Here is a 26778-nt window from a genome sequence, read left to right on the forward strand (position 1 = left end):
GGGAAAACTGTTCTAGGGGTTGCGACTGACGTTAATCACCGGGGCGTACGCCCGCCCAGGCGTTCTGCAGCAAGGCACGGATGGCCGTGCGCTCGATGGGGCGCGGATTCCAATAGGGATTGGAGGCCGCGATGTCGGCGGCGCGATCGAGATCGGCCTCCGGCATGCCGAGATCCCGCAAGGCAACGGGGGCGCCGTTGTCGCGGGCAAGATCGTAGAGGCCGCCGGCCGCATCCTGTGCGCCGATGGCGCGCGCGATACGCGCCATGGCCTGCGGCACGGCGGGGGCGTTGTAGGCCATCGCATGCGGCAGCACGATGGTGTGGCATTCCGCATGCGGCAGGTTGAAGCTTCCGCCCAGGGTGTGGCAGAGCTTGTGATGCAAGGCCATGCCGACGTTGCCGAGCACGGTGCCGCACAGCCACGCGCCATAGAGCGCCTGCGAGCGCGCTTCGATGTCCTGCGGCGCGCGGACGATGCCGGGCAACGCGCGCGCAATGGCGGCGAGGCCTTCCTCGGCCATCAGCGACATGACGGGATTGCGGTCTTGCGCATACAGGCCTTCGGCCGCGTGCGCCATCGCGTTCATGCCGCTGGTCACCGACAAGCCCACGGGCAATCCCGACGACAGCTCGGGATCGTAGATGACGGTGCGCGGCAACACCTTGGGATCCTTGCCGGTCTTCTTCAAGCCGCCCTCGGTGATGCCGTAGATGGGCGTCATCTCGGAGCCGGCATAGGTGGTCGGGATCGCAAGAATGGGCAGCCCCGATTCGAGCGCGATGGCCTTGCCGAGCCCGACGGTCGAGCCGCCGCCGATGGCGATGGCGCAGTCCGCATCCATCCTGCGCGCCTGTTCGCGCGCCTGGCGCGCCACTTCGATGGGCACGTGCATGACGGCGCCGTCGAAGATCCCCGCGGCCTTCGACCCCAGGCGCTGCGCGACGCGCTCGGCCTGCCCGCGCTGGCCCGGCGTGGACAATACCAGCGCCCGGCGCGCGCCCAGCAGCTCGATCTCACGCTCCAGGTGCTGCAAGCTGCCTGCGCCGAACACCACGCGCGCGGCGTTGGCGTTGTAGACGAAGGCGTCCCAGGCCTCGCGGGCCGTCTCGAGTCCCTCAGGGGGCGCCGAACCTGCCGAGCGCGGGGGCGTCATCGGATCAACCTCTGCGCAGCGGCACGCCGCACAGGCGCTGAAGTTCGTCGAACGGCAGGCCGTCGACCACGTCGGCGACATACACGCCGTCCTTCTTGATGTCGAACACGGCCATGTCGGTATAGACCCGGCTCACGCAGCCCACACCGGTCAGCGGATACGAGCAGGTCTCCACCAGCTTGCTGGATCCGGTCTTGGTGAGCAGCTCCATCATCACGAATACCTGCTTGGCGCCGATCGCGAGGTCCATCGCGCCGCCCACGGCCGGTATGGCGTCGGGCGCGCCGGTGTGCCAGTTGGCGAGGTCGCCCTTGACCGACACCTGGAACGCGCCCAGCACGCAGATGTCGAGGTGGCCGCCGCGCATCATCGCGAACGAATCGGCATGATGGAAATAGGCCGCGCCCGGCAGCGCCGTGACGGGCTGTTTGCCGGCGTTGATCAGGTCCCAGTCTTCCTCGCCCTTCGCCGGCGCGGGGCCCATGCCCAGGAGGCCGTTCTCGGTGTGCAGCAGCACTTCGCGGTCGGCGGGAAGGTGGTTGGCCACCAGCGTGGGCAGTCCGATGCCCAGGTTCACGTACGCGCCCTCGGGAATGTCGCGCGCCACGCGCTGGGCCATTTGATCTCGGTTCATCTTGTTCATTGCTCGTTCCTCAGGCTGCGTGTTGGGCGGCGTTGGCTTGCACGTTGCCCTGGGCACCGACGGCCACCACGCGCTTGACGAAAATGCCGGGGGTGACGACCGCTTCCGGATCGAGCTCGCCCAGCTCCACGGTTTCATGCACTTGCGCGATGGTCATCTTGGCAGCGGTCGCCATGATGGGTCCGAAGTTGCGCGCGGTCTTGCGATAGACCAGGTTGCCCCAGCGGTCGCCCTTGTAGGCCGAGATCAGCGCCACGTCGCCATGGATAGGGTATTCGAGCACGTAGTCGCGGCCGTTGATGTGGCGCGTCTCCTTGCCTTCGGCCAGCAGCGTGCCGTAGCCGGTGGGCGTATAGAAGGCGCCGACCCCGGCGCCGGCGGCGCGGATGCGCTCGGCCAGGTTGCCCTGCGGAACGAGCTCGAGCTCGATCTTCTTGGCGCGATACAGTTCGTCGAACACGTAGGAATCGGTCTGGCGCGGGAACGAGCAGATGACCTTGCGCACCCGCCCGGTCTGCAGCAGCGCGGCCAGGCCGGTATAGCCATTGCCGGCGTTGTTGTTGACCACGACGAGGTCCTTCGCGCCCTGTTCGATCAGCCCGTCGATGAGGGCGTTGGGCAAGCCGGCCGTGCCGAAGCCGCCTATCAGTATGGTGGAGCCGTCCTTGACGCCGGCCAGCGCTTCGGCAACCGAAGCCACGATTTTGTTGATCATGTATGTCTCCGCACGATGCCTGCCATCCGGAAGGATGCAGGTGGCGTACCTGATTGCAAAACGGAAAAGTTCTATACGCGAACTATTGTTCGAATATTAAACATCCATTCCCGCCCCAGGGCAAGTCCAGGTCCATCATAAGTGGGAATCGCAAGGACAAGAATAGCTGCCCGCTAGCGCGCCGGCAGCCCGCGCACCGTGAAGCGCACGGTATCGTAGCGGCCCGCCTCGTCCATTACGGTCACGGTGTGCGGGCCATTCTCGGTAAAGGTCATGGATACCGCACGCGCATCGTCGGCCCGGCGAGCGGGCCGGCCGTCCCGCATCCACCACAGCGCACCGTCCGCGCCCAATGCCCGCAACTCCACCTCGATCCGGTCCCGGCCCGGCACCGGCCGCAGGATCGCGCCGGCATCCAGGCCTTCCAGCCGCACGCCGGCTCGCCCCTTGCCTGCCGTTCCTGCACATGACGGATGCCAGCGCGGGCGACCCGCGCCACGCAGCATGCCGGCCTCCACCCAGGGCTGCAAGGCCAGGGGCCAGCGCGCCACCTGCACCGGCTCGCCCCGGACGGTGCAGTCCGGATCGGTGCGCAGGCCCGAGCGCGGCTCGATCCAGATCGTTTCCACTTGCCCTCCGGGTGCGCCGCGATCGGGCAGCGTGGGCGGCGCGGCGTCCTCCAGCACCCATGCCTGGCGTTGTTGCAGGCACAGCCCGTCAGGTGTGCTGTCGGCGCGCAGGCCCAAGGGCCAACAGATGGCGAGCGCGTGCACGGATGGCGGTGGCCGGCGCGGCGCGGGCGGCGCGGCGGGCAGCGCCGCCACTAGATCGTGCAGCAGGGGCGCGGCCACGTTGGCGCCGAAGAACCCGGGGTTGGGCGTGCCGTCGGGGCGGCCGACCCAGACGCCCAGCGTCCACGCATCGGTCACTCCCACCGCCCACGCATCGCGAAAGCCGAAGCTGGTGCCGGTCTTCCACGCCAGCCCGCGCCCGCCTGCGTAGAAGGGCCGGCCTGGACGGCCGCCGCTTTCCAGGATGTCGCGCACGATGAAGGCCGCGCCTTCGCTCATGATGCGCGATTCGATGCGCGGTTCGTCCGCGGTGAGGCGCACGCGTCCCGCCACGCCGCCGCGCGCCAGCGCGCGATAGGCACCCACCAGTTCTTCGAGCGTGGTGCCCGCCCCGCCCAGGATCAGGCTGAGGTTGGGCGCGGCGGCGGCCGGAATGCGCAGGCGCAGCCCGCCGGCGCGCAGGGCCGAGGCGAAATGCGCCGGCCCGATGCGCTCGAGCAAGTCGACCGCGGGAACGTTGAGCGACCGCTGCAAGGCCTCGGAAACGCTGACCGCGCCGGAGAAAGCCGCCTGGAAATTGCCGGGCCGGTATCCGGCGAAGGTCTGCGGCGCGTCCACGAGCAGGCTTTCGGAATGAATCATGCCTTCGTCCAGCGCCATGGCGTAGAGGAAGGGCTTGAGCGTGGAGCCCGGCGAACGCACGCCCCGCACCATGTCCACGTGCGCGGCGCGGCGGGGATCGGAAAAATCGGCGGAACCCGCGTAGACGCGCGCTTCCAGCGTGTCATTGTCCATGACCAGGACCGCCATCGAGACCTTGGGCGGCAAGGTGTCCACCCGATCGAGCAGCATGTTCTCGACAATGGCCTGCCACTCGGCATCCAGCGTGGAGCGCACCACCCGCCGCTGCGTGCCGGAGGCCTGCCTCTGCCGCAGCCGCTCGGCGGCGAGCGGTGCCAGCCAATGGCCTCGCGGCGGTTGCGCGATGACACGCTCGATGCGGGCGTCGGCGGCAGTCTCCGCGCTCCATTTGCCGCGCGCGACCATGCGGTCGAGCACCTTGTCACGCGCGGCTTGGGCGGCCGCCGGGGCGCGGTCGGGGCGCAGCCGCGACGGCGCCTGGGGCAAGGCCGTCAGCAGCGCGGCCTCGGCGTGGCTGAGCGCCTTCGCCGGCTTGCCGAGGTAGGCGCGGCTGGCCATCTCCACCCCTTCCACGATGCCGCCCATGGGCGCGTGATTCAGATACAGGGTGAGGATGTCACGCTTGGACAGATGCCACTCCAGCTGGACGGCGCGCGCCATCTGGCGCAGCTTGGTGGCGATGCTGCGCGGCGCGCCCCGCAGCGCCGGATCGACCATGCGCGCCACCTGCATGGTCAGGGTCGAGCCCCCGGAGACAATGCGGCCCGACGTGGCCCATTGCCACGCCGCGCGCGCCATGGCATAGGGATTGACGCCCAGGTGCCAGGCAAACCAGCGATCTTCGTAGGTCAGCAGCGCCTCGAGGTAGAGCGGAGAAACCTCGTCCGGCGAAACCGGATAGCGCCATACGCCGTCCTCGCTGGGATAGGCGCGCAGCGGGCTGCCGTCGGTCGCGGTCACCACCAGCCCGCCGTCGGCCGGCCGCAAGGCCTGGTCCGGCAGCGGATACAGCCGGTCCGCCAGCCACAGCGCGGCGAGCGGCACCGCGGCCAGGACAGCCGCCGCCAGCCAGCGCCGGTTCATGGCCGGGCCCCCGCGCCATGGCCGGCGCGAGAGCGCTTGCGAGGGTGCGTTCTCTCCGGCACGGCCCTAGCGGGCTTCCCCGCGCGGGTCATTGATCACCAACGTCCCGGCCGATGCGCCGACGGCACGGATCTCCGGCCGGTACATGTCTTCCACGACCGGCGCCGGCACCACGAACCGGCCCGGCGTGACGACGCGCGCGCGATAGAAGACCGTGACGGGGCCTTGTATGCCGACTGCCGCGACATAACGGTCGTCGCGGTACTCGCGGTGCTTGATGCGCGAATCGTTCAGCGCCTCGGACACCTTCACGCCGCCGATCGACCAGTCCGCCATGTCGGCTCCCTGGCTCAGGTTCATGTTCTCCACTTCCAGGCCGGCCGGCACCCGGTCCACGATGAGCGCGTCCTCGATCCGGCGGTCGGAGGCGGCATCGAGCTTGACGATCAGCACTTCGCCCGTGCGCAGCGGCCGGCCGTTCCAGGGCCGGCCATCCGCCTCGAACCAGCTGCGGGCGATCGTGACGCCCGCAGCCTGCGGCGCCTCCGCCTGGCGCGGATAGCCTTGCACGTCGACCTCGACGAACAGCGGCTCGGCCCGGGTGTTGACGATCTCGACACCGCCGGCCAGTTGCGCCGCCGTGAAGCTGCGCGCCTCGGTATCGCGCGAGCTCAGCTGCTGCTGGCCCTCGGCGGTACGCAGCGTCGCCGCCCATGCTTCGCCCGACCCGCCGCCCGCGGCGCGCGCCGCCAGGAACAACGCCAACTGCTCCTGGGTAGACAGGTAGGTGCGGCTGCCCAGGCGGCCCGCCACGTCGTTCAGCAAGGCTTCGCGGCGCGGGTGCTCGATGCGCTGCTGCATCATGAGCGCATAGGACAGCGCGTAATCGCGCAGGGCCGAACCGTAATCGCCCAGCCATTCTCCATAGCCGCCATGGCGGTTGGCATCGATGCCGTAGCCACGCTTCATGGCCTCGTCGAACGCGACCTGCGCGCGCGACTCGTCGCCCATCAGCTTGAGCGCGATGCCCAGGTGCACCAGCGGCAGCGGCGAACGCGCCCGGTCACGATAGTTGTCGTGCAGCACGCGCAGCGTGGACAGGGGCGCCTTCTGCTCGCGAGCGAGGACATACGCGGCATGGGCCAGTTCCGCAAAACGCCGGTGGCTGTCGCGCAGGAGGCTGTAGTCGTTCTCGCGCAGCCGCTGCCCCTGTCCCGAAGCCAATTGCGCCAGCAGGTTCTGCGGCAGGCTGGGGAAGTTGGAGGAGGCCTGCTGCAACTGGCTCAGCAGCCAGTCCATGGCACGACGGGCCACGAGGTCGGGCACATTGAAGCCGGCCGTGCGGGCGTCCTGCAGGAAGCCCGCGACATACGCGGACAGCCAGATCTCCTGTGCGCCGTCGCCCCAGAGGGCGAAGCCGCCGCCCGCCTTCTGCATGCCGGCGATGCGGCCGATGGCGCCCTCGATCATGCGCTCGCGCTCGGCGCGCGTGCGCGGCGTCAGGCCCCACGCCCGCGCCTCGTCCTCGTCGATGAAGACGTTGGGATACGCCGCGCTGGCCGTCTGCTCGAGGCACCCATAGGGATAGTCCAGCAGCCCCTGGACCAGCCGCTTCACGTTGAATGGGGGCCGGTTGGACATGGCCACGCTGGCGCTGGCCGAATCCGGGTACAGCTTGGCGATCCAGCCCGAGTCGAGCTTCAGGCTCTCGCCCTGCCCCAGCCGCACCCGCCGCACGTCGCGGGTGGCAGCCACGGGCGGCTGGACCTGCAGCAGCGACTCGCGCACGATGCGTATGGGCTCGGCGCCGCCATCGCCGGCAACCGTCAGGCGCAGGCGCCCCAGCCCATAGGCCCCGGTCGCCTCGGCGGCAAAGCGCAAGGTGGTGCGCTGCTGGTTGGCGAGGCGAACGCTGTGCGAGCCGCCGCGTATCCGTACGGGGTCGAGCCCCTCCAGGTTCACCGTGAGCGTTTGCGGCGCGCCGCTGAGATTGGTCACGTCCAGCGCGATGGCGGCCTCGTCGCCCGGGCTGATGAAACGCGGCGTGGACAGTTCGGCCACCACCGGCGCGGCTACCACCATGTCCGCCTGGGCGCTGCCGAACCGGTCGGGCGTGAAGGCGGCGGCCATCAGCCGCAGGGTGCCGTTGAAATCGGGCAAGTCGAGAGGGATCTGGGCTTCGCCCTCGGCATCCAACTTCACCGGTCCGCTGAACAAGTCCACCAGCCTCACCTTCACGGGCATGCTGCGGGTATCTCGCATGGCGGCGTCCCCGCCCCACTTCAGCCTGCCTTGCGTGCCGTCCATCTTCTCGATCAGCTTGCCGTAGAGATCCAGCAGCTCGGGAGCATAGCGATGCTTGCCGAAGAAGAAATCAAAGGGATCCGGCGTGGCATAGCGGGTGATGTTGAGGATGCCCACGTCGACCGCCGACAGCGTCACATAGGCCTGCTGCCCTTGACCGGCGTTGTCGACCTTGATCTTCACCATGCTTCGCTTTTCGGGCAGCACTTTGGGCGGCGCGGAAATGGCCACGGCAAGCTTGCGGTCGTCTCGCGCCAGCGGCAGGTAGGCCAGACCCAGCGCGCGGGCGGGCGTCACCCGGTCGCCCTGGCTTCCGGGCCTGAATACCGTCACCGACACATAGAGGTCATGCCTGCTCCAATCCTTGCCGACCGGAATCTCCACGGTGGAGCCCGAGGCCTTCACGCTCGTGCGCTGGCTCCACAGCAGCTTGCCGCCTTCGACCGCGATCAGCGCCTCGCCGTCGTGCGGAGGCGTGATCGAAAGCTTGACGGTGTCGCCCTCGCGCACCGGCGCGTGATCGAGCTTGAGCTGGACCCGGTCCGGCCGGTTGCCCATTTCCTCGGCATCCTGCGCACCCCACCCTGCATAGAAGCGGTAGCGCAGCGTATCGCCATGTTCGGGATCGCGCAGTTCGAGCCGATAGCGGCCCCATTTGACCGGCACGCCGAACCTGGCGCGGTCGGGCAGCGCCAGCATGCGGGACTCGACCAGTTCCTCGGTTTCCGTAAAGCCGCTGTTCCAGCCGCGCTGGTCGTCAAAGCGCCAATAGTAGACGCGCTCCTCGCGATAAAGACGAAGCTGCGCCTCTTTGAGCGGCACCACCTTGCCGCTCGGATCCACCCTGACCGCCTCGAACTCGGCCATCGCGCCCTCGCGCGCGACGTCGCGGTCGAACAGCGGCCGCACCGCGATCAGCGCCGGAGCCGGCCATACACTGCGTTCGATCGAACGCACGACCGGCCGGCCGCCGGACTCCAGCAGGCTGAAACTTGCCTTGACCTTCATCGGCGAGGCAGTACCCGTCACGTCGACCGGTACCGCGACCGCCGCCGCGCCCTTGTCGTCCAGCTCGGTTTCCTCGAGATCGCGCCGCTGCTTGCGGTCGTCGTCGGCGAAATCGCCGAACAGGAAGCCGGGCCACTGCACCGGCAGCGCAAAGCGGTCGCGCTCGATCGATACCGTACCCAGCAGTCGGTTGCCGGCGGCCGGCGCTCCGTACAGGTAGTCCCCCCGCACCTGCACGTTCAGCGGTCGGCCCGGTGCGAGCACGCCTTCGCGCGCTTTCAAGTCCAGCTTCATGCGTTCCGGCAGGAACTCCTCCACCTGGAACTTCCACGAGGCGTCCGCCACGCGCGCGGCCGGATCCAGCCGCGCTTCCAGCATCCAGGTACCGGTCTGCGCGTCGGCGGGTAGTTCGATGCGCTGGCGGATGTAGCCCGGCGCCTGTCCGTCGGGCCGCCATAACGCGGTGCGGACAGTGCGGCCGTCCGGCCGCTTGAGGACGGCCGTCACCGGCGCGGCCTGCACGGCGTGCCCGTCGGCATCGCGCACCAGCAGGGAGACGTCGAACTGCTCGCCGGGCCGGTAGAGATCGCGCCCGGCATAGACGAACAGCTTGTTGTCGCGGGACGGATAGCCGCCCACGTCGAACTCGGACAGGTCCAGCGCCGGCTCGGCCAGCGCCACCATGGACAGCTCGGACCCACGGCGGGCAAGCAGCACGCGCGCCGCGTCGAAGTTGCCGGCGAAAGAGGCATGCCCCTGGCCGTCCGCCTTGGCTCGGCCCAGCGACTTCGCATTCCCGTCCAGCAGCTCGAACTCGACATCGCCGATGGCCTTGCCGCTCTTGAGCGAGGTGGCGAAGGCCTCGAGCTGGTTCGCATACAGCCTCGCATGCAGGCCGATGTCGCTCACATAGAAATAGGTGACCTGGTATTCGTCGCGGAAGCGGCCGGGCTGGCTCATGACCGCGACGTAGATCCCGGGCTCCTTGAGTTCCTTGATGCCTTCGACCGGCAGGAAGGTGACATGCCGCCTGTTGGGCTTGTCGTCGGTCAGGAAGCGGCCGGCATAGACGCTTTGGGTCAGGTCCTTCAGGCGGTCCAGGTCCCAGCTGCCCACCGTGCCCTTGAGGCTGCGATTGCTGCTATAGCGCCAGTCGTCTTCGTCCTCGCTGCCTTCGTCCTCGTCATCGCGCGCGGCGGCAGGCTTGCGCACGCCCAGCACCTGTTCGAAAAAGCGCGGAAACTGCGCCGGATCGATGCGCAGGAACTGCACGTCGACCTCGGGAGTGTTGACGGTGACCACCGGCAGCCCGCCGTTCTGGCCGGCGGGCAGCACCACGCCCCGGCTGGCGAAATAGAACGAAGGCGGCATGGCATCGCTGGCGACCTCGCAGCGATATCCCTCTGGCAGCGCCTGGCCGCCCGCACCTTTCACCTCGGCGGCAATGCCCACGGCGTATCGGCGATTGGGTTGGATGTACGGGAAGTACGCAACGCGCGGGTTGTCGCCTATCGTCCAATCGCCCCGCACCGCCGTCCCTTCGGGCATCGCCCCCCCGGGTTGCGGCCGGCCGGTGGTCTTGTCGCCCTCTCCGTCGGCTTCGGCCGCGCCCAGGTCTACCACCTGCAGCAGCTTGCCCAGCGACTGGCGCCGATCGAGCGGCTGCGAGAACGTGACGGCCAGCGCCAGCGATTCATCGAACAGCCGCGTCTTGCACTCCAGCAGCGCAAACGGATCCGCGGTACCGGCCAGTTCGGTCGCGGAAGGCTCTCCGCCCGGCCCGCCCGCCTGTTTGCCCGCCCACCACGCGCCACCGGCCACGGCGGCCAGCAGCACCACGCCCGCGGCCGCCCAGGCAGCCGCTCTCTTCTTGTTAGCCATGAATTCCCCCAACGCGGTCGCGCACGCGCGCCGTAGGCGCTATTAAAGGGGCAGAGAACGGTTGTTGTGAAGCATAGACGTCAAAAAATTACATTTGTCTTCGGCTCGCCTCCTGCTGGAAACGCAGCGCCGTCGCATGATAGAAAGGCCGGGGGCAGAATTGCCGCGACACCAGCGACGCCACCAGCGTGGCCATCAGCAGGTGGAACATCAGGTCCTGGCTGCGCGTCATTTCCATGACGATGACGCTGGCCGTGATCGGCGCCTGCGTGGCCGCCGCCAGGAAGGCCGCCATCGATACCAGCGCCAGCGTGCGCGGGTCGGCGGACGGTCCGGCCAGCTGCACGATGTGCTCGCCCATGCCGGCGCCTATGGCGAGCGAAGGCGTGAAGATGCCGCCGGGAATGCCGCAGACATACGAAACGACCGTGGATATCCACTTGGCCACGCCGAACCAGGCGCTTTCCACCGGTTGGCCATTGAGCAGCGCGGCGGTCTGGTCATAGCCCGTGCCGTAGGTGGCGCCGCCCGTCAGCAGGCCCAGCCCCGCCACGACGAGGCCGCAGAAAAACGCCACCCGTATCGGATGCGCGTCGAGCCATGGACGCCAGCGCGCGGGTGCCAGACCGTTTACCCCGCGTAGCAGCGTCGCGGCGAACAAGCCGCCCAGCGCGCCGTTCAGTACCGCGCTCGCAAGCGTCCACCCCCACGACCCCTGCGCAAAGCCAGCCGCCGCCGCGGCATGGAAGTACGGATTGTTGCCGGCAATGGCCAATGCGATGAAACCGGATGCCAGCACGCCGGACAGGGCCAGGCGGTTCCAGCGCACCGCGGCACTCCTGCCCAGCTCTTCGATGGCGAACACGACGCCGGCCAGCGGCGTATTGAAGGCGGCCGCCAACCCGCCCGCGGCGCCGGCCGCGACCAGCTCGTTGGCGCGGAAGCCCAACCTGATGCCGGCCCGCTCCTGCCACAAGCGCCCCCAGGCCAGCATGGCCGCGGCGCCGACCTGCACCGACGGCCCCTCCCGTCCGACCGAGGCGCCGGCCAGCAGCGCGGCGGCGGTCAGCGGAATCTTCCATAGCGCCTGCCGCAGTGACACCAGGCCGCCCGCCGCCACCGGCACCGGGACCGAGGTCGCCGCGATGACCTGGGGAATGCCGCTGCCCCGCGCCATGGGGGCCAGCCTCAGCGTAAGCCAGCGCAGGCCCGCCATGGCCAAGGGGATGACGACCAGCGCGGCCCAGGGTGCGGCGGTGGTCCAGCGCTTGTTCCACTCCAGCGCGATCTCGGCCAGCCAGGCGAACAGCAGCGACAGCAGGGCCACGCCCGCCGCGCCGCACAGCACGAGCGCGTAGCGGAAAGTCTTGCGCGATACGCGCGCCACTTGCCGCCCTTTGCGGCGGACGGTGAACGAAGCCTGGTCGCGCCAGGGAACGAGACGTCGAATTTTCAAGGAAGCGAGCCAATGAAAACGCGCGCTGTTCGTTCAAGGCGAGGCTTGCGAAAAGCGCGCGACGGGTCGCGGCCCGGAAGGCCGCATGCATGCGCCGCCAGGCGGCGCGCCGGGAATCAGCCGAGGTTCTTGGCCACGAATTCCCAGTTGACGATGCCCCAGAAGTTCTCGAGGTACTTCACGCGGGCATTGCGGTAGTCGATGTAGTAGGCGTGTTCCCACACGTCACAGGTCAGGAGCGGCGTGTCGCCGGTGGTCAGCGGGTTGCCCGCGGCGCCGGTGTTGACGATGTCGATGGAACCGTCGGCCTTCTTGACCAGCCAGGTCCAGCCCGAACCGAAATTGGCGGCGGCGAGTTTGTTGAAGGCGTCCTTGAACGCGTCGAAGCTGCCCCACTTGGCGTTGATGGCGTCGGCCAGCTTGCCGGCGGGCGGCGTGCTCTTGGGCGTCAGGCAGTTCCAGTAGAAGGAGTGGTTCCAGTGCTGGGCCGCGTTGTTGTAGATGCCGCCGGACGACTTCTTGACGATGTCCTCGAGCGAGGCGTTCTCGAATTCGGTGCCCTTGATGAGGTTGTTCAGATTGGTGACGTAGGTCTGGTGGTGCTTGCCGTGGTGGTATTCCAGGGTTTCCTTGGAAATCGTGGGAGCCAAGGCGTCCTGGGGATACGGCAATTGCGGAAGAGTGTGTTCCATCTGAGCTCCTGCTTCTGGTTGGGAGGTTTGCGGATGCATTTTATCGGCAAGAATACCTGTTGGCCGGGATGCCCCCGCGTGACGAAAGGTTAACGCGCCTGCATGACCGGCTCACAGCAGCCCGCGATCGGGCTCGATCGCCGTCACCGCCGCCTGGGCCGTCCCCTCTGCGAAATTCAGTTCGAGCCGCTCGCCTGCATGCAGCGTCCGGGCCTGCCGCACGATGCCGCCGTGCTCGTCCCGCACGATGGCGTAGCCGCGGGCCAGGGTCTGCTCCGGCCCCAGGGCCCGCAGATGCGCGGCATGCGAGGCCAGCCGCTGCTTCAGCCCGGCGAGCTGGTACGCCTGGCACTGGCGCAGGCGGCGGGCGAGGTCGTCCACGCGCACGGCCATGCGCGCCGGGTCGGGGAGCTGCGCGATCAACCGCTGGCGCAGCAGCCCGACTTCGGCGGCGCGGTCGCGCTGCGCCGCGGACCAGGCCGCGCCCAGGCCACGCGCCAGGCCGGCCAGGCGATCCTGCTGCCGCGAGAGCCGTTCGCGCGGCGAAATCAGTTGCGCGGCGGCGCGGTCCAGCCGCTGCCCGGCCTGTTCGAGGCGCCGGCGCTGCGCCCGCCGCAAGCCTTGCGCGGCCTGCGCCATCCGGGCCAGCCATTGCGCGCGCGGAAGGCTCGCCAGCTCGGCGGCGGCCGTGGGTGTGGGCGCCCGCACGTCGGCGGCGAAATCGGCAATGGTGAAATCGGTCTCGTGGCCCACGCCGCTGATGACCGGAATCGCGCTGGCGACGATGGCCCGCGCCAGCTCTTCGTGATTGAAGCCCCACAGATCCTCGATGCTGCCGCCGCCCCGGACCAGCAGCAAGGTGTCGACTTCGGCACGCCGGTTGGCCAGCGCGATGGCCTGCGCCAGCCTCAGCCCGGCATCTTCGCCCTGCACCGGGGCCGGATAGATCACCACGGCGACGTGCGGCGCGCGCCGCGCAAGCGCCGTCAGCACGTCGCGCAGCGCCGCCGCCTGCAGCGAAGTGACGATGCCCACGGCACGCGGCACCGCTGGCGGCGTGCGCTTGCGCCCGGCGTCGAACAGCCCTTCGGCCGCCAGCTTTTCCTTCAGCCGCAGGAACGCCTCGAACAGGTCGCCCTGGCCGGCGCGGCGCATGGACTCCACCTGCAGCTGGTAGTCCCCGCGCGGTTCATACAGCGATACCCGGGCCCGGACCTCGATACGGTCGCCTTCGCGCGGCGTGAAGCCCACGAGCATGGCCCGGCCGCGGAACATGACTCCGCGCGCCGCCGCGCCGCCGTCCTTGAGCGTGAAGTACCAGTGTCCCGAGGCGGCCGCGGTGAAATTGGAGACCTCGCCGCGCACCCATACCAAGGGAATGTTGCGCTCCAACAAGGCCGCCACAGCGCGGTTTAGCTGGGAAATCGTCAGGATTCCCCGCGAAAAATCGTCATGTGCGGACGCAAAACCAGCATTCATAAGGCTTTCCGGGCAAGGAGCTTTCCACAGGCTCTAAAACTGTGCTTGTCAAGTAATTTCTCTGTCACAGATGGCATTATTTTCTTATAAGGGATTGATTTCATTGAACTTTTTGCTTCCCCAAGCGCTGAATCAAAACCGGGCATCCTACCGAGAGCCGCATATTTCGTGGGCTCGGGACAAGTTACACACATAATTATCCACAGATTCTGTGGATACCTTCTGTTTGCCGACTTGCCCTGGACCGTCCGCGCTCGTACATTCTCGCCTTCACTGAAAAGGAGAGGTTTCTTGCTCGCCATCGTCCGCGAGGCCGGCTGGCCCATCTGGCCGCTGATCGCCACTTCGTTCATCGCGCTGACGCTCATCGTCGAACGCCTGCTCGCGCTGCGCAAGAGCCGCATCGCCCCTCCCCGCCTGCTGGAGGACGTGCTGGCCCTGGTGCAGAAGCGGCGCATCACCCCCGAGATCGTGGCGCGGCTCGAGGCCGACTCCCCGCTCGGACGGGTCCTGGCCGCCGGGCTGCGCAATATGCACCGCTCCCGGGCCGCGCTCAAGGACGCCGTGGAACAAGCCGGAGAAACCGTCGCCCATGGCCTGAACCGCTACGTCGGAGCGATCGGCACCATCGCCGCCGTCGCCCCGCTGATGGGCCTGTTCGGCACGGTGGTCGGCATGATAGAGATTTTCGGCTCCTATGCCCCGGCCGGCAGCGATCCCGCCCAACTTGCCCATGGCATTTCCGTCGCCCTTTACAACACCGGACTGGGCATTTTCATCGCCATCCCGGCCATGATCTTCTACCGCTATTTCCGCGCCCGAATCAACGACAGTCTGCACGATCTCGAACGGGCCGCCGCGCGGCTGGTCGACGCGGTGAATGACCCCGGTTAGGGAAGCCCCCCCTGGCGGCCTTTGGCCGCTCCCCCTCGAGGGGGCGATGCGGGTGGACCGGCGAAGCCGGATCCACCGCATCCTGGGGCACCAACAGGCCGGCGGCGAACGGCGTTCTTGCGGGGGCTCTTGTCGAAGCGGCAGGCCGGCCGGCGGAGCCGGATCCGCGGTGCCCTGGATCGGGGAAGGACTGGATGGATGACCTGCGTGCTTTCTCGCGGCAGGCAATGGAGAACCGGATATGAATTTTCGTCGGCATCTCGGGAACGACGAACCCGACATCAACCTGATCCCGCTGATCGACGTGCTGCTGGTGATCCTGATCTTCCTGGCCGCCAGCACGTCCTTCTCGCGTTTCAGCCAGTTGTCGGTCAGGCTGCCCGACGCCTCGGCGCAAGCGTCCGAACAGGGGTCGAACCTCACGGTCACGGTGGCCGCCGACGGGCGCTACGCGCTCAACGGCAGGGCGCTGCCGGCCTCGGAGGCCGCGCAGCTGGCCGAAGCACTGCGCAAGGCGGCGGCGGGTCGGGACGATCCGACGCTGGTGATCGATGCCGACGCCTCGGCCACCCACCAGGCCGTGGTGCGCGCCATGGAGGCGGCCGGGCGCGCCGGCATTTCGCGCATAGGCTTCACCACCCAGGCCACGGCGGGATCGGCCCGATGAAGGCATCGGCCGCCATGCGCACTGCACTGCAGCGCCAGTGGCAGGAAGGCGGCTGGCTGTCGTGGCTGTTGTTCCCGTTTTCCCTGCTGGCGGCCGCTGCCGTCGCGGCCAAGCGGCTGGCCTATCGCGCCGGCTGGCGGCGTGCCGAGCGCGTCGGCGTGCCGGTGGTGGTGGTTGGCAATCTCTATGTGGGCGGCACGGGCAAGACGCCGTTCATCGTGGCCGCGGCGCATGCGCTGCGTGAGCGCGGGCACCGTCCCGGCATCGTCAGCCGCGGCTACGGAGCGGCGATCGGCCCGGTGCCGCGCGTGGGCTGCGGCACGCTCGACCCCGCCGTCTTCGGCGACGAACCGGCGCTGATCGCGCGCCAGGCCGGCGTGCCCGTGGCGGTGCATCCCCGCCGCGCCGAGGCAGCCAGGACGCTGTTGCACCAGCATCCGGACGTCGACGTCATCCTGTCCGACGACGGACTGCAGCACCTGGCGCTGGCACGCGACGTGGAGATCGTGGTGCAGGACGAGCGCGGCATCGGCAATGGCCTGCTTCTGCCCGCCGGTCCGCTGCGCGAACCGGCCTCGCGCCTGCGCGGCGTCGACGCGGTGGTCACCAATCGCAGCGGCGGACGGGACGGCACGCTGCCCACGCCCCCGGCGGGAGTGCGCGCGGTGGACATGGACCTGGTCATCGACAGCGTCTGGCGTCTGGCCGACGGCGAACGCCGGCCGCTCCCCGCGCTGCCCGCGGCCCGCCGCATCGCTGCCGTGGCGGGCATCGGCAACCCCGCGCGCTTTTTCGCCACCCTGCGCCGGGCCGGCATCCGGCTGGACGCCACGGTGGGACTGCCCGACCACTACGACTACGCGCACTCGCCGTTCGCCGCCATCGAAGCCGACCTCATACTCGTCACCGACAAGGACGCCGTAAAATGTCCGGCTCCGGACGACCCGCGCGTGTGGGCCGTCAGCGTTTCGGCGCACTTGTCCGACCCCACCTTCTTCGATTGGCTGGAAACCCGACTTCATGGACGTACGCCTGCTTGACATCCTCGTCTGTCCGCTCTGCAAGGGGCCGCTGCGCCACGACCGCGCGGCAAAGCTGCTGAGCTGCCGCGCCGACCGGCTGAGCTTTCCCATCCGCGACGGCATTCCGGTCATGCTCGAGTCCGAGGCCCTGCCGTGGCAGGACGAGGCCGAAGCCCCGGCTGCCGAGGCGCCCCGTGGCTGACCAGGTGGATTTCACCGCCATCATCCCGGCCCGGGCCTCCTCCACCCGGCTGCCGGGCAAGATGCTGGCCGACATCGGCGGCATGCCCATGGTCGTGCGCGTCGCCCGGCAGGCGCAGGCCAGCGGCGCGGCGCGAGTCCTGGTCGCCACCGACGACGCCGCCATCCAGAAGGCGGTCCGCGCCCACGGCTTCGAGAGCCTGCTGACGCGAGCCGACCACCCCACCGGCACGGACCGCCTGGCCGAGGCCTGCGATGCGCTCGAGCTCGACGATACGCAACTGGTGGTCAACGTCCAGGGCGACGAACCGCTGATCGATCCGGCGCTGATCGCCCACGTGGCCCATGCGCTCGACCGCCACGCCGCCGCGGCCATCGCCACCGCCGCCCATCCCATCGACACCGCCGAGGAATTGTTCAATCCCAATTTCGTCAAGGTGGTGTGCGGCGCCGATGGCCATGCGCTGTATTTCTCGCGCGCACCCATTCCCTGGGCGCGGGATGCGCTGGCCGGAGGCGAGCGCGTTTTCGCGCCGGGCCTGCCGGCGCTGCGCCATATCGGCCTGTATGCCTATCGCGTCGGCTTCCTGCGCCGCTTCCCCACCCTGCCCCAGGGCCGGCTGGAGCAGTGGGAGTCGCTCGAGCAGCTGCGGGCGCTCGAACACGGTTACGCGATCCAGGTGCACGTCACGCCGCAGGCACCGGCGCCCGGGGTCGATACCCCGGCCGATCTCGAATTCGTGCGCCGGCTCGTTGCCGCGAAAAGCTGATTTGACCGTTCCCGCGCGCATGAGGTAATTTTGGGCACTCGTGCCTGAAACACGCGGCCAAGGGGGGTCGGCACCACCGACATCGACCGCATGCCGCAGCGCATCGGCCTTCATCATCACACCGGCGGCACCGCAGCCCGGACCCTGATGGGGACCGGAGCCTGCCGTGTATGCGCCGATAGTGCCGCAGGCCAAGAACACCAACTCAATCAGGAAGCATCAATGCGTCTAATCTTGCTCGGAGCGCCCGGCGCCGGCAAAGGCACTCAGGCCGCGTTCCTCAAGGAACGCTACGGCATTCCCCAAATCTCCACCGGCGACATGCTGCGCGCCGCCGTCAAGGCCGGCACCCCGCTGGGCATCGAAGCCAAGAAGGTCATGGACGCCGGCGGGCTGGTCTCCGACGACATCATCATCGGGCTGGTCAAGGATCGCCTCAAGGATCCCGACTGCGCCAACGGCTACCTGTTCGACGGCTTTCCCCGCACCATTCCGCAGGCCGAGGCCATGCGCGCGGCCGGCGTGGCGATCGACTTCGTCGTCGAAGTCGACGTCCCGGAAGAGGAAATCATCGAGCGGATGAGCGGCCGCCGCGTGCACCTGCCCAGCGGACGCACCTACCACCTGCGCTTCAATCCGCCCAAGAACGACGGGGTCGACGACGTCACCGGCGAGCCGCTGGTCCAGCGCGACGACGACAAGGAAGAGACGGTGCGCAAGCGCCTGGAGGTCTATCGCCAGCAGACCCGTCCGCTGGTCGACTACTACTCGCAATGGGCCGCCTCCGGCGACGCCAAGGCGCCGCGCTACCGCAAGATCTCGGGCGTCGGCACCGTGGAAGAAATCAAGACCAGACTGTTCGACGCGGTCAAGTGACCGCGCCGGGCGGCGCGCGCCCGCGCGCCGCCACCGCAGACGGATACATCGCCTGCGCTCAATCGTTTTTGTTTGCTCCGTAGTCGTCACGGTTTCGCAGTTGAACAAAAAAGGAGGAGTTGCATGGCAACCGGTCTGTTATTTGCGCTCGTATGCGGCCTCCTGGCCGTGGCGTTCGGCGCGCTTTCCACCTTCTGGATCCTCAAGCAGGAAAGCGGCAATACCCGCATGGTGGAAATCGCGTCGGCCGTGCAGCAAGGGGCGCAAGCCTATCTCGCCCGGCAGTACTCGACGATCGCCATCGTCGGCGTCGTGCTGTTCATCGTCATCGGCCTCGTGCCCGGTCTGGGCTGGCCGTGCGCGCTGGGCTTCGCGGTCGGCGCCATCCTGTCCGGCGCGGCGGGCTTCATAGGCATGAACGTCTCGGTGCGCGCCAACGTGCGCACCGCACAGGCCGCCACCCGGGGCTTGAACGAAGCCCTGACCGTCGCCTTCCGCGGCGGCGCCATCACCGGCATGCTGGTGGTGGGCCTGGGGCTGACCGGCATCACCGTGCTGCTGTGGGTATTGCTGGGCACCAACCTGTCGGGCGCCGCGGGGGCCGGACTGCACGAACAGTTGCAGCCGCTGATCGGCCTGGCCTTCGGCTCCTCGCTGATTTCCATCTTCGCGCGCCTGGGCGGCGGCATCTTCACCAAGGGCGCCGACGTGGGCGCGGACCTGGTAGGCAAGGTCGAGGCCGGCATCCCCGAAGACGATCCGCGCAACCCCGCCGTCATCGCCGACAACGTCGGCGACAACGTGGGCGACTGCGCCGGCATGGCGGCGGACCTGTTCGAGACCTATGCCGTCACCATCGTCGCCACCATGCTGCTGGGATCACTGGTGATCGAGGTGGCGCCGCTGCAGGCGGTCATCTATCCGCTGGTCCTGGGCGGCTTCTCCATCATCGCGTCCATCCTGGGCTGCATGGCGGTCAAGGCCAGCCCCGGCAAGCGCATCATGAGCGCGCTGTACCGCGGCCTGGCGGTGGCGGGCATCCTGGCGCTCGTGCTGTTCTATCCGCTGACGGCCTGGGTCTTCGCCGGCACCCCGCTCGACGACGGCAACAGCCTGGGCCGCCTCTACGGCTGCACGGTGGTGGGCCTGGTGCTGACGGGCCTCATCGTCTGGATCACCGAGTACTACACCGGCACGGAGTACAAGCCGGTGCGCTACGTGGCGCAGGCCTCGACCACGGGGCACGGCACCAACATCATCGCCGGCCTGGCGGTCTCGATGAAATCCACCGCCGCGCCCGTGATCCTGGTCTGCCTGGCCATCTACGCCGCCTATACGCTGGCCGGCCTGTACGGCATCGCCGTCGCGGCCACCTCCATGCTGTCGATGGCCGGCATCATCGTCGCACTGGACGCCTACGGCCCCATCACGGACAACGCCGGCGGCATCGCCGAAATGGCCCAGATGCCCGAATCGGTGCGCAACATCACCGACCCGCTGGACGCCGTGGGCAACACGACCAAGGCCGTCACCAAGGGCTATGCCATCGGCTCGGCCGGCCTCGCCGCCCTGGTGCTGTTCGCCGACTTCACCCATGCACTCGACCACCTGGGCAAGAACGTCGACTTCTCGCTGGCCGAACCGGCCGTCATCATCGGGCTCTTCATCGGCGGCCTCATTCCCTTCCTCTTCGCCGCCATGGCGATGGAAGCAGTGGGCCGTGCGGCGGGTTCCGTGGTGGTCGAGGTGCGGCGCCAGTTCAAGGAGATCCCTGGCATCATGGAAGGCACCGGCAAGCCCGAGTACGGCAAGGCCGTGGACATGCTGACCAAGGCCGCGATCAAGGAAATGATGATTCCCTCGGCGCTGCCGGTGGTGGTGCCCATCGTGCTGGCCCTGGTCATCGGCCTCCTGATGGGCGGCGAGTCGGCTCGCATGGCGGTGGGCGGCATGCTGATGGGCGCCATCGTCACGGGCCTGTTCGTCGCCATTTCCATGTGCACGGGCGGCGGCGCCTGGGACAACGCGAAGAAGTACATCGAAGAAGGCAACCACGGCGGCAAGGGATCCGAGGCGCACAAGGCCGCGGTCACGGGAGACACCGTGGGCGATCCCTACAAGGATACGGCGGGACCGGCCGTGAATCCGCTCATCAAGATCGTCAATATCGTGGCATTGCTGTTGGTGCCGCTGCTGTAAGAGCGGCCTGCGGCCGGGCGCCGCGCCGGGCGGCGATTCGGCGCGAACTGGCCTACACGGCCGCCATGACGGTGTTGCGCAGCGTCCCGATGCGCTCGATTGCGCATTCCACGACATCGCCCGGCCGCAGGTAGCGGCCGTCGGCCACCCCGCAACCGGAAGGCGTACCGGTAGCGATGACGTCTCCCGGCTGCAGCGTCATGGCGCGCGAAATATGCGCGATCAGCGCCGGCACCTTGTAGATCATCTGCTCGGTCGAGGCATCCTGGCGCAATTCGCCGTTGACCCGGCACGAGATCCGCAAGGGATAGGGCCGGGGAATGTCGGTGGCCAGCGCGATGGCGGGCCCTAGCGGGCAGGAACGGTCCAGGCTCTTGCCCTGGATCCAGTTCTGGCCGTAGCGGCCGGTCAAAGACGGCGCGGCTTCGTTGGCCTGCAGTTCGCGATAGCTCACGTCATTGCAGACGGTGTATCCGGCCACATAGGCATAGGCATCGTCCTCGGCGATGTCCCGCCCCTGCCGGCCGATGACGATCGCCAGCTCCGCCTCGTAGTCCATTTTGCGCGATGCCTGGTGACCGCAGATGGGGTCGCCCGGCGCGACCACCGTGCCGGGCAGCTTGGTGAAAAAGAACGGCTGCTCGGGTGGCGTCAGCTTGCCTTCGGCGCCATGGTCAGCGTAGTTCACCACGTGCGCGAGTATCTTGGACCCGGCCTCGATCGGGGCCAGCAGCCGCACCGCCTCCAGCGGTGCGCCCGGCCCGGTGCGCGCCAGTTGCCAGGCCGCCTCCCGCGCCGCCTCGCCCGCGGCCAGGAATAGCCGCATGTCCCGAAACAGCGGGGCGATCCAGTCCTGCCCCGCGGCGCAGGCGGCAAGCGCCAGATCGACGACCCGATCGTCCTCGATCGCGCACACGTGCGGTCCGGCCACGGTGGCCATCCGTCCGATTCTCATCTTCACTCCTTTCCCCATGGATCGAATGTCGCGTATCACGGGCCCCGGCCATTCTGCGACAGGCTCAGATGCCGGCCAGGTCCCGCATCGCGGCGTAAAGCGCGGGCTGGCGCTCGAAGCCGATGCCAGGCGATTGCGGCAGGCTGGCCTGGCCGCCGGCGATGGCGACCTCCTCGCCGAAACCGCTGAAGATGCCGAACGTATCCGGGTACGATTCGCATCCGCCCAGCCCCAGCCCGCCCACGACATGAAGGCACATCAGGTTGCCGCCGTGGGGATACATGGCCGCGCGCGAAAACCCGTGCTTGCCGGCCACGGCCAGTACTTTCAGGTATTCGGTAATCCCGAAGGCCAGCGGTGGATCGACCTGAATGATGTCGCGGTCCGGCCGAAAGCCGCCGTATGCCAGGAAATGATCGAGCTCCTTGGCGCAGGCCATGTTCTCGCCGGTGGCAAGCGCCCCGCCATAGACCCGCGCCAGTTCGGCGTAGGTCTCGTACTCCAGGAAATCGCAAGGCTCTTCATACCAGCGCAGGCGATAGGGGGCAATGGCCCGGGCATAGGCCAGCGCCGCCTCGTGGCCGAACGCGCAGCTTGCATCGACGGCAAGCGCATCGCCCTCGCCCATCACGCTCAGCACGGCCTCGATGCGTTTGCAATCCTCCGCCGCCGACGGGCCACCCACCTTCATCTTCACCATGCCGTAGCCGGCATCGCGATAGCGGGCCATCTCGGCCTTCAGGTCCGCCAGCGTCTGGCCGGGGAAATACCAGCCGCCGCCCACGTAGACCGGTGCATGGGTGCGCGCGATGCCGCCGCCGTACCGTTCGGCAAGCACGGCATGCAGGGGCTTGTCCTCGATCTTGGCGACCAGGTCCCAGACGGCCACGTCTACCGTCCCCATGGGAATGGAACGTTCCGCATAGCCGCCTCGCCGTTCGCGCTGCTGGCCGCAGGCGTGAATGGCGATGGGATCGAAGTTGCGTCCCGTGGCGTCCACGAGCGTATCCGGGTCCGCGGCCAGGATGCGCGGGGCGATCCGCTCCCTGATCTGCTCGCCGCAGGCGTAGCGCCCGAAGGAGTTGAAGGCGTAGCCGGCGAGCGGGCGGCCGCCCCGCACGACGTCGGACACCACGGCCACGATGGTTGCCGTCATCTGGCTGAAATCCGAACGGGCGTTGGAAAGAGGCGTCCTGAGCGCGGCGGTCCGCTCCGCGATACGTACGATGCGCATGGTCAATTCACCGTCGCGCCAGAGGCCTTGACGGCCGCGGCGAACTTGGCCATCTGCTGCCGCAGGAAGTCCACGCTCTTCGGATAGGGCACGACGGTGCGCTCGAACGAGCTTTCGGCCAGCTTGGCTTCCATGTCGGGACCGGCCATGGCTTGCCCGATGGCGGCGACCAGCTTGTCATGGACGGCGGCGGGCAGCCCCTTGGGCGCCGCAATCACCCATAGCGATACGGCGTCTACACCGGGATATCCGGCCTCGGCGAAAGACGGGGTGTCGGGAAACAGCGGGGAACGCCGGGCGCCGGTCACGGCGATGGGGAACAGCACGCCGCTGCGCGCCTGCTGGACCACCAGGGCCGGCAGGTTGAACATCATGTCCACCTGGCCGCCCAGCAGGTCGGCGATGGCCGGTCCCGCGCCTTTGTAGGGAACGTGCAGCAGCTTGATGCCGGCGGCGGTCTTGAAGGTCTCGCCGTGCAGATGCACGACCGTGCCCGCCCCCGCGGAGGCGAAACTGAGCTGGTCGGGCCTGGCCCGCGCCTCGTCCACCAGTTCGGCCACGGTTCGCGCCTTCACCCGTTTCGCATTGACCACCAATACGCCGTCGGCGGTGGCCACGACCGACAGGAAATCGAAATCCTTCAGGCTGTCGTACGGCAGGTTGGAATACAGGCTGGGATTGATGGCGAAGGCCGTGTCCAGCAGGCCGATCGTGTAGCCGTCGGCGGCGGCGCGCGCCACCGCGGCGGTGCCTATCGTGCTGCCCGCGCCGCCCAGGTTTTCCACGAACACCTGCTGTCCCAGCACGGCGCCCAGGCGCTGGGCCAACTGGCGGCCCAGCAAGTCGGTGCTGCCCCCGACCACATAGGGCACCACCATGCGAATGGGGCGACTCGGATAGTTGGCGTCCGCGGCGACGGCGGACGGCGCGATGCACGATGCGAGCCATGCGGCCAGGCCCAGGCGGCGTAGCAGTCGGTACATGGTGATCCCCCTTGCTCGCGGGCCGGAACGGTCGCCAGCCCGTGCAGTCGGGGAAAAGTATAGGGAGCGCGGAAACCGGAAAACAGGGACTGGATTGGCGACAATTTGGACAATTACGTCCGGGCCGGCGCTTCGCTCCCGCCGACAGCACCTTCGCGCACGGCTTTCCGGCTGCGATAGCCGCTGGGCGTCACGCCATGCAGCTGCCGGAAGCGCCGGGCGAAATAGGCCTCGTCCTGGAATCCCACGCTCGCGGCGATCTCCGCGATGGGCCGGGAGGAACCTGCCAGCATGCGGCACGCGAGATCCATGCGCTGGTCGGTCAGTATCTCGGTAAAGGTCCTGCCGGTCTCGCGCTTGAGCAGATGCGCCAGGTAATGCGTCGACAGAAACGCGGCGGCCGCCGCGTCGGCCAGGGTAATGGGTTCGCCCAGGTGTTCCCGTATGTACCGGCTCACGCGCGCCAACGACGCGCGACGGCTGCCCTGCAGCATCGTCGTCTGCGCCAGCGCCCGCAAATCGGCCAGATGTCGCCGGCATACCAGGCCGATCAGGCGGAATAGATCGGCGCGGATGAACTCGGCCGCGAAAAAGCCGCCGTCGCGATGCTCGGCCTGCATGCGCCTGCAAAGCTGCCGCACTTCCTCCAGATCCTCGGCCCCGAGCTCGAAATCCAGGTGCTCCTGGAACAGAAAAGGCGCAAGCTCCGGCATGGTCTCGATGGGTACGTCTTCGAGCTCCAGCAGATCGATGCGCGACTCCGGCCGCAGAAAATCGCGCCGGAAATTGATCACGAAAAACTCGGCATGCTCGACGTGGCGGATGCAATGGACCCGCAGCGGCATGATGAAGCTCAGCGTGCCGGGCCGGATGGGCCGCATCGTCGCACCCAGCCGATGCTCGGTGCGGCCGGCCAGATTCACATAGATCTGGAAGTACTCGTGGCGATGCAGCGGCGGCTGGCCGATCGCCGTTCCCTGATCACGGATCCAGAACGCAGTGTCCGGCAGGAATTCGCTGGTTCGGTTGATCGGCGCGGCAAGCATCGCATCGGCGCTCCCTATTCCCGGGGAATCGTGGCCCGGCGCCTGAAATCGCCCGGCCGGAATCCCAGCATGAACAACACGGCGAAATACACCACGGCCGCCCCGGCGACGGTCGCCAGGAGCAGGACGGCCCGCAGCCAGGCCTGGCCCTGCAGACCCAGCCAGTCTATCCGCTGTTCGGCGAGCCACAGCGCGGCGCCCATGGCCACCAGCGCCAGCGCGACCCGGGCGAGAAAACCCGCCCAGCCGGCGGCCGGCCGGTAGACGCCGCGCCTGCGCAGCCCGACCAGCAAGGCCAGCGCGTTGACACAGGCGCCCAGGCCGATGGACAGGGCCAGCCCTGCATGGTGCAGCCATGGCACAAACACGAGATTCAGGCATTGCGTGGCCACCAGCACGGCCAGCGCGATCTTGACCGGCGTCCGGATATCCTGCCTGGCGTAGAAACCGGGCGCCAGAATTTTCACCGACAGGAGCCCGATCAGCCCGACCGCGTAGGCCACCACGGCGGTCTGGGTCTGCGCCACGTCGGCCGCGGTGAAGGCGCCGTAGTGGAACAGCGTGCTGACCAGGGCCTTGGACATCAGCGCGAGTCCCAGGCAGGCGGGCAGGCCCAGCAGCAGGGTCAGGCGCAGCCCCCAGTCGAGCAGGGCGCTGTATTCCTCGGCCCGGCCGGCGGCGTGCGCCTGCGACAGATTGGGCAGCAGGACGGTGCTCAGCGCGATGCCCAGCAGCGCGGTGGGAAACTCCATCAACCGGTCGGCGAACGACAGCCAGGTAACACTGCCCGGCGCCAGCCAGGTGGCGATGTTGGTATTGATCAGCAGCGACACCTGGGCTACCGACACGCCGACGATGGCCGGCAGCATCTGCCGCAGGATGCGGCGCACGTAGGGATCGGCCCAGGCGGCGCGCAGCCCCGTGCCGAGGCGCGGGCACAGGCCGAGCCGCGCCAGGGCGGCGAACTGCACGGCCAATTGCGCCACGCCCCCCGCCACCACCCCCACCGCCAGGGCATAGACGGGCACCTCGAAATGCGGCGCCAGCCAGAGGCTGGCGGCGATCATGGAGAGGTTCAGCAGCACCGGCGTGAACGCCGGCACGCCGAAATGGCGCCAGGTATTGAGCACGCCCGAGGCGAAGGCCACCAGCGACATGCACAATATGTAGGGGAACATGATCCGGGTCATCCAGACCGCCGACTGGAAATCGGCGGCGCGGTCCGCTCCCCGCAGGCCGCTGCCCACGGCGCTCACCACCCAGGGCGCGGCGAGGATGCCGACCGCCGTGACCGCCATGAGGGCGAACGTCAGCAGCGAGGCGACGTGGTCCAGCAGCCGGCGGGTATCCTCCGGCGCATGACGGCTCCTGGCCTCGCCAAGGATGGGTACGAAGGCCTGGGAAAACGCCCCTTCCGCGAACAGGCGCCGCAAGAGGTTGGGAATGCGGAACGCGACCCAGAAGGCGTCCGTGAGGTTGCCGGCGCCGAAGGCCCGGGCTATCAGGACGTCGCGCACCAGGCCGGTAATGCGGGACAACAGGGTATAACTGCTTACGGTGGCCGCGGCGCGCAGCAAATTCATGGATGCCCTTGTACGCGGCGCGCCGCGCGAGTATGTTGCCGTTGCATGGGGTCTGCTGGGTCAGCTGAACCACATCGCATTTGATTTTACGGCCATTTAAGGCTATAGTCTCTGGCTTTGCGAAGCTCCTGCCCCGCGTATACGTATAGCGCGAACGTGTGCAAGACGTGTCTTCGCCCTACTCGATACGGAATTTTCATGGCTAATACCGCCCAAGCACGCAAGCGCGCCCGCCAAGCAGTGGTCCGCAACAAGCACAACTCCAGCCTGCGTTCGATGCTGCGCACCTCGATCAAGCGCGTGCGCCAGGCTGTCGAGGCCGGCGACAAGGCCGCCGCCACGGAAGTGCTGCAAAAGGCCACCAGCGTCATCGACCGCGTCGCCGACAAGAAGATCATCCACAAGAACAAGGCTGCCCGCCACAAGAGCCGCCTGGCCGCCGCCGTCAAGGCCCTGGCCTGACCTGATCGCCGTCGCGCGGCCCGGCGCCGCGCAAGC

General features: G+C 68.4%; 21 protein-coding genes. 8 read left to right on the forward strand and 13 right to left on the reverse strand.

Annotated features, from left to right (window positions below; translation table 11 throughout):
- Positions 1-31: 31 nt before the first annotated feature.
- The 8 genes from CDO44_RS13835 to xseA form a co-directional block, all read right to left on the reverse strand.
- The gene (locus CDO44_RS13835) at positions 32-1156 is read right to left on the reverse strand and encodes a maleylacetate reductase (RefSeq protein WP_087780799.1); all 1125 of its coding nucleotides are present in this window, start codon (positions 1154-1156) and stop codon (positions 32-34) included.
- A gap of 4 nt (positions 1157-1160) precedes the next feature.
- Positions 1161-1799 (reverse strand): 3-oxoacid CoA-transferase subunit B, encoded by a 639-nt coding sequence (locus CDO44_RS13840; RefSeq protein WP_087780800.1) that lies wholly within the window; start codon positions 1797-1799, stop codon positions 1161-1163.
- Between the two features lie 10 nt (positions 1800-1809).
- Positions 1810-2514: a 3-oxoacid CoA-transferase subunit A gene (locus CDO44_RS13845; protein WP_087780801.1), complete on the reverse strand. Its 705-nt coding sequence runs from the start codon at positions 2512-2514 to the stop codon at positions 1810-1812.
- 173 nt (positions 2515-2687) lie between these two features.
- Complete coding sequence (gene pbpC / locus CDO44_RS13850) at positions 2688-5030, reverse strand: penicillin-binding protein 1C (RefSeq protein ID WP_087780802.1); 2343 nt, start codon at positions 5028-5030, stop codon at positions 2688-2690.
- A 66-nt stretch (positions 5031-5096) separates the two neighbouring features.
- On the reverse strand, positions 5097-10223 hold the full coding sequence (locus CDO44_RS13855; RefSeq protein WP_087780803.1) for an alpha-2-macroglobulin: 5127 nt from the start codon (positions 10221-10223) through the stop codon (positions 5097-5099).
- An 88-nt stretch (positions 10224-10311) separates the two neighbouring features.
- Positions 10312-11679, reverse strand: coding sequence for a chloride channel protein (locus CDO44_RS13860; protein WP_087780804.1), 1368 nt, complete (start codon positions 11677-11679; stop codon positions 10312-10314).
- Between the two features lie 116 nt (positions 11680-11795).
- The gene (locus CDO44_RS13865) at positions 11796-12371 is read right to left on the reverse strand and encodes a superoxide dismutase (RefSeq protein WP_087780805.1); all 576 of its coding nucleotides are present in this window, start codon (positions 12369-12371) and stop codon (positions 11796-11798) included.
- A gap of 111 nt (positions 12372-12482) precedes the next feature.
- A complete protein-coding gene (xseA, locus tag CDO44_RS13870) occupies positions 12483-13850 on the reverse strand; it encodes an exodeoxyribonuclease VII large subunit (RefSeq protein WP_087780806.1) in 1368 nt (455 codons plus the stop codon).
- A 291-nt stretch (positions 13851-14141) separates the two neighbouring features.
- Between xseA and CDO44_RS13875 the strand changes: the two genes are divergently transcribed.
- The 7 genes from CDO44_RS13875 (at position 14142) to CDO44_RS13905 (ending at position 20479) form a co-directional block, all read left to right on the forward strand.
- Positions 14142-14744, forward strand: a complete 603-nt coding sequence (locus tag CDO44_RS13875) for a MotA/TolQ/ExbB proton channel family protein (RefSeq protein ID WP_087780807.1) — start codon at positions 14142-14144, stop codon at positions 14742-14744.
- Positions 14745-14985: 241 nt separating this feature from the next.
- Complete coding sequence (locus CDO44_RS13880) at positions 14986-15411, forward strand: biopolymer transporter ExbD (protein WP_087780808.1); 426 nt, start codon at positions 14986-14988, stop codon at positions 15409-15411.
- Positions 15408-16451, forward strand: coding sequence for a tetraacyldisaccharide 4'-kinase (gene lpxK, locus CDO44_RS13885; RefSeq protein WP_087780809.1), 1044 nt, complete (start codon positions 15408-15410; stop codon positions 16449-16451). The genes CDO44_RS13880 and lpxK overlap by 4 nt, the downstream gene beginning before the upstream one ends.
- On the forward strand, positions 16432-16635 hold the full coding sequence (locus CDO44_RS13890) for a Trm112 family protein (RefSeq protein ID WP_087780810.1): 204 nt from the start codon (positions 16432-16434) through the stop codon (positions 16633-16635). Before lpxK ends, CDO44_RS13890 begins: the two co-directional genes overlap by 20 nt.
- 4 nt (positions 16636-16639) lie before the next feature.
- The gene (gene kdsB, locus CDO44_RS13895) at positions 16640-17404 is read left to right on the forward strand and encodes a 3-deoxy-manno-octulosonate cytidylyltransferase (RefSeq protein ID WP_087780901.1); all 765 of its coding nucleotides are present in this window, start codon (positions 16640-16642) and stop codon (positions 17402-17404) included.
- Between the two features lie 222 nt (positions 17405-17626).
- Positions 17627-18280 (forward strand): adenylate kinase, encoded by a 654-nt coding sequence (adk, locus tag CDO44_RS13900; RefSeq protein WP_087780811.1) that lies wholly within the window; start codon positions 17627-17629, stop codon positions 18278-18280.
- A 123-nt stretch (positions 18281-18403) separates the two neighbouring features.
- Positions 18404-20479, forward strand: a complete 2076-nt coding sequence (locus CDO44_RS13905; protein WP_087780812.1) for a sodium-translocating pyrophosphatase — start codon at positions 18404-18406, stop codon at positions 20477-20479.
- Positions 20480-20531: 52 nt separating this feature from the next.
- On the opposite strand, the gene CDO44_RS13910 is transcribed toward CDO44_RS13905, so the two are convergent.
- From CDO44_RS13910 to murJ, 5 genes are all read right to left on the reverse strand, one after another.
- Positions 20532-21434 (reverse strand): fumarylacetoacetate hydrolase family protein, encoded by a 903-nt coding sequence (locus CDO44_RS13910; protein WP_144389523.1) that lies wholly within the window; start codon positions 21432-21434, stop codon positions 20532-20534.
- Between the two features lie 64 nt (positions 21435-21498).
- Positions 21499-22668, reverse strand: a complete 1170-nt coding sequence (locus CDO44_RS13915) for an enolase C-terminal domain-like protein (RefSeq protein WP_087780814.1) — start codon at positions 22666-22668, stop codon at positions 21499-21501.
- A gap of 2 nt (positions 22669-22670) precedes the next feature.
- Positions 22671-23651 carry a tripartite tricarboxylate transporter substrate binding protein gene (locus CDO44_RS13920; RefSeq protein ID WP_087780815.1) on the reverse strand — a complete coding sequence of 327 codons (981 nt, stop codon included), beginning with the start codon at positions 23649-23651 and terminating at the stop codon, positions 22671-22673.
- Positions 23652-23764: 113 nt separating this feature from the next.
- The gene (locus CDO44_RS13925) at positions 23765-24697 is read right to left on the reverse strand and encodes an AraC family transcriptional regulator (RefSeq protein ID WP_087780816.1); all 933 of its coding nucleotides are present in this window, start codon (positions 24695-24697) and stop codon (positions 23765-23767) included.
- A 14-nt stretch (positions 24698-24711) separates the two neighbouring features.
- Complete coding sequence (gene murJ, locus CDO44_RS13930) at positions 24712-26280, reverse strand: murein biosynthesis integral membrane protein MurJ (RefSeq protein ID WP_087780817.1); 1569 nt, start codon at positions 26278-26280, stop codon at positions 24712-24714.
- Between the two features lie 198 nt (positions 26281-26478).
- Here murJ and rpsT point away from each other — a divergent pair, with 198 nt between their 5' ends.
- Positions 26479-26742: a 30S ribosomal protein S20 gene (rpsT, locus tag CDO44_RS13935; protein WP_087780818.1), complete on the forward strand. Its 264-nt coding sequence runs from the start codon at positions 26479-26481 to the stop codon at positions 26740-26742.
- Positions 26743-26778: the final 36 nt, after the last annotated feature.

Source organism: Pigmentiphaga sp. NML080357 (genome assembly GCF_002188465.1).
In the GTDB taxonomy this organism is placed as follows: Bacteria; Pseudomonadota; Gammaproteobacteria; order Burkholderiales; family Burkholderiaceae_B; genus Pigmentiphaga.

Excerpts from the sequence above, each read along its gene's own strand:
- CDO44_RS13835 (WP_087780799.1), bottom strand. The coding sequence starts at position 1,156 with ATGACGCCCCCGCGCTCGGCAGGTTCGGCGCCCCCTGAGGGACTCGAG.
- CDO44_RS13840 (WP_087780800.1), bottom strand. The coding sequence starts at position 1,799 with ATGAACAAGATGAACCGAGATCAAATGGCCCAGCGCGTGGCGCGCGAC.
- CDO44_RS13845 (WP_087780801.1), bottom strand. The coding sequence starts at position 2,514 with ATGATCAACAAAATCGTGGCTTCGGTTGCCGAAGCGCTGGCCGGCGTC.
- pbpC (WP_087780802.1), bottom strand. The coding sequence starts at position 5,030 with ATGAACCGGCGCTGGCTGGCGGCGGCTGTCCTGGCCGCGGTGCCGCTC.
- CDO44_RS13855 (WP_087780803.1), bottom strand. The coding sequence starts at position 10,223 with ATGGCTAACAAGAAGAGAGCGGCTGCCTGGGCGGCCGCGGGCGTGGTG.
- CDO44_RS13865 (WP_087780805.1), bottom strand. The coding sequence starts at position 12,371 with ATGGAACACACTCTTCCGCAATTGCCGTATCCCCAGGACGCCTTGGCT.
- xseA (WP_087780806.1), bottom strand. The coding sequence starts at position 13,850 with ATGAATGCTGGTTTTGCGTCCGCACATGACGATTTTTCGCGGGGAATC.
- CDO44_RS13880 (WP_087780808.1), top strand. The coding sequence starts at position 14,986 with ATGAATTTTCGTCGGCATCTCGGGAACGACGAACCCGACATCAACCTG.
- lpxK (WP_087780809.1), top strand. The coding sequence starts at position 15,408 with ATGAAGGCATCGGCCGCCATGCGCACTGCACTGCAGCGCCAGTGGCAG.
- CDO44_RS13890 (WP_087780810.1), top strand. The coding sequence starts at position 16,432 with ATGGACGTACGCCTGCTTGACATCCTCGTCTGTCCGCTCTGCAAGGGG.
- adk (WP_087780811.1), top strand. The coding sequence starts at position 17,627 with ATGCGTCTAATCTTGCTCGGAGCGCCCGGCGCCGGCAAAGGCACTCAG.
- CDO44_RS13905 (WP_087780812.1), top strand. The coding sequence starts at position 18,404 with ATGGCAACCGGTCTGTTATTTGCGCTCGTATGCGGCCTCCTGGCCGTG.
- CDO44_RS13910 (WP_144389523.1), bottom strand. The coding sequence starts at position 21,434 with ATGAGAATCGGACGGATGGCCACCGTGGCCGGACCGCACGTGTGCGCG.
- CDO44_RS13915 (WP_087780814.1), bottom strand. The coding sequence starts at position 22,668 with ATGCGCATCGTACGTATCGCGGAGCGGACCGCCGCGCTCAGGACGCCT.
- CDO44_RS13920 (WP_087780815.1), bottom strand. The coding sequence starts at position 23,651 with ATGTACCGACTGCTACGCCGCCTGGGCCTGGCCGCATGGCTCGCATCG.
- CDO44_RS13925 (WP_087780816.1), bottom strand. The coding sequence starts at position 24,697 with ATGCTTGCCGCGCCGATCAACCGAACCAGCGAATTCCTGCCGGACACT.
- murJ (WP_087780817.1), bottom strand. The coding sequence starts at position 26,280 with ATGAATTTGCTGCGCGCCGCGGCCACCGTAAGCAGTTATACCCTGTTG.
- rpsT (WP_087780818.1), top strand. The coding sequence starts at position 26,479 with ATGGCTAATACCGCCCAAGCACGCAAGCGCGCCCGCCAAGCAGTGGTC.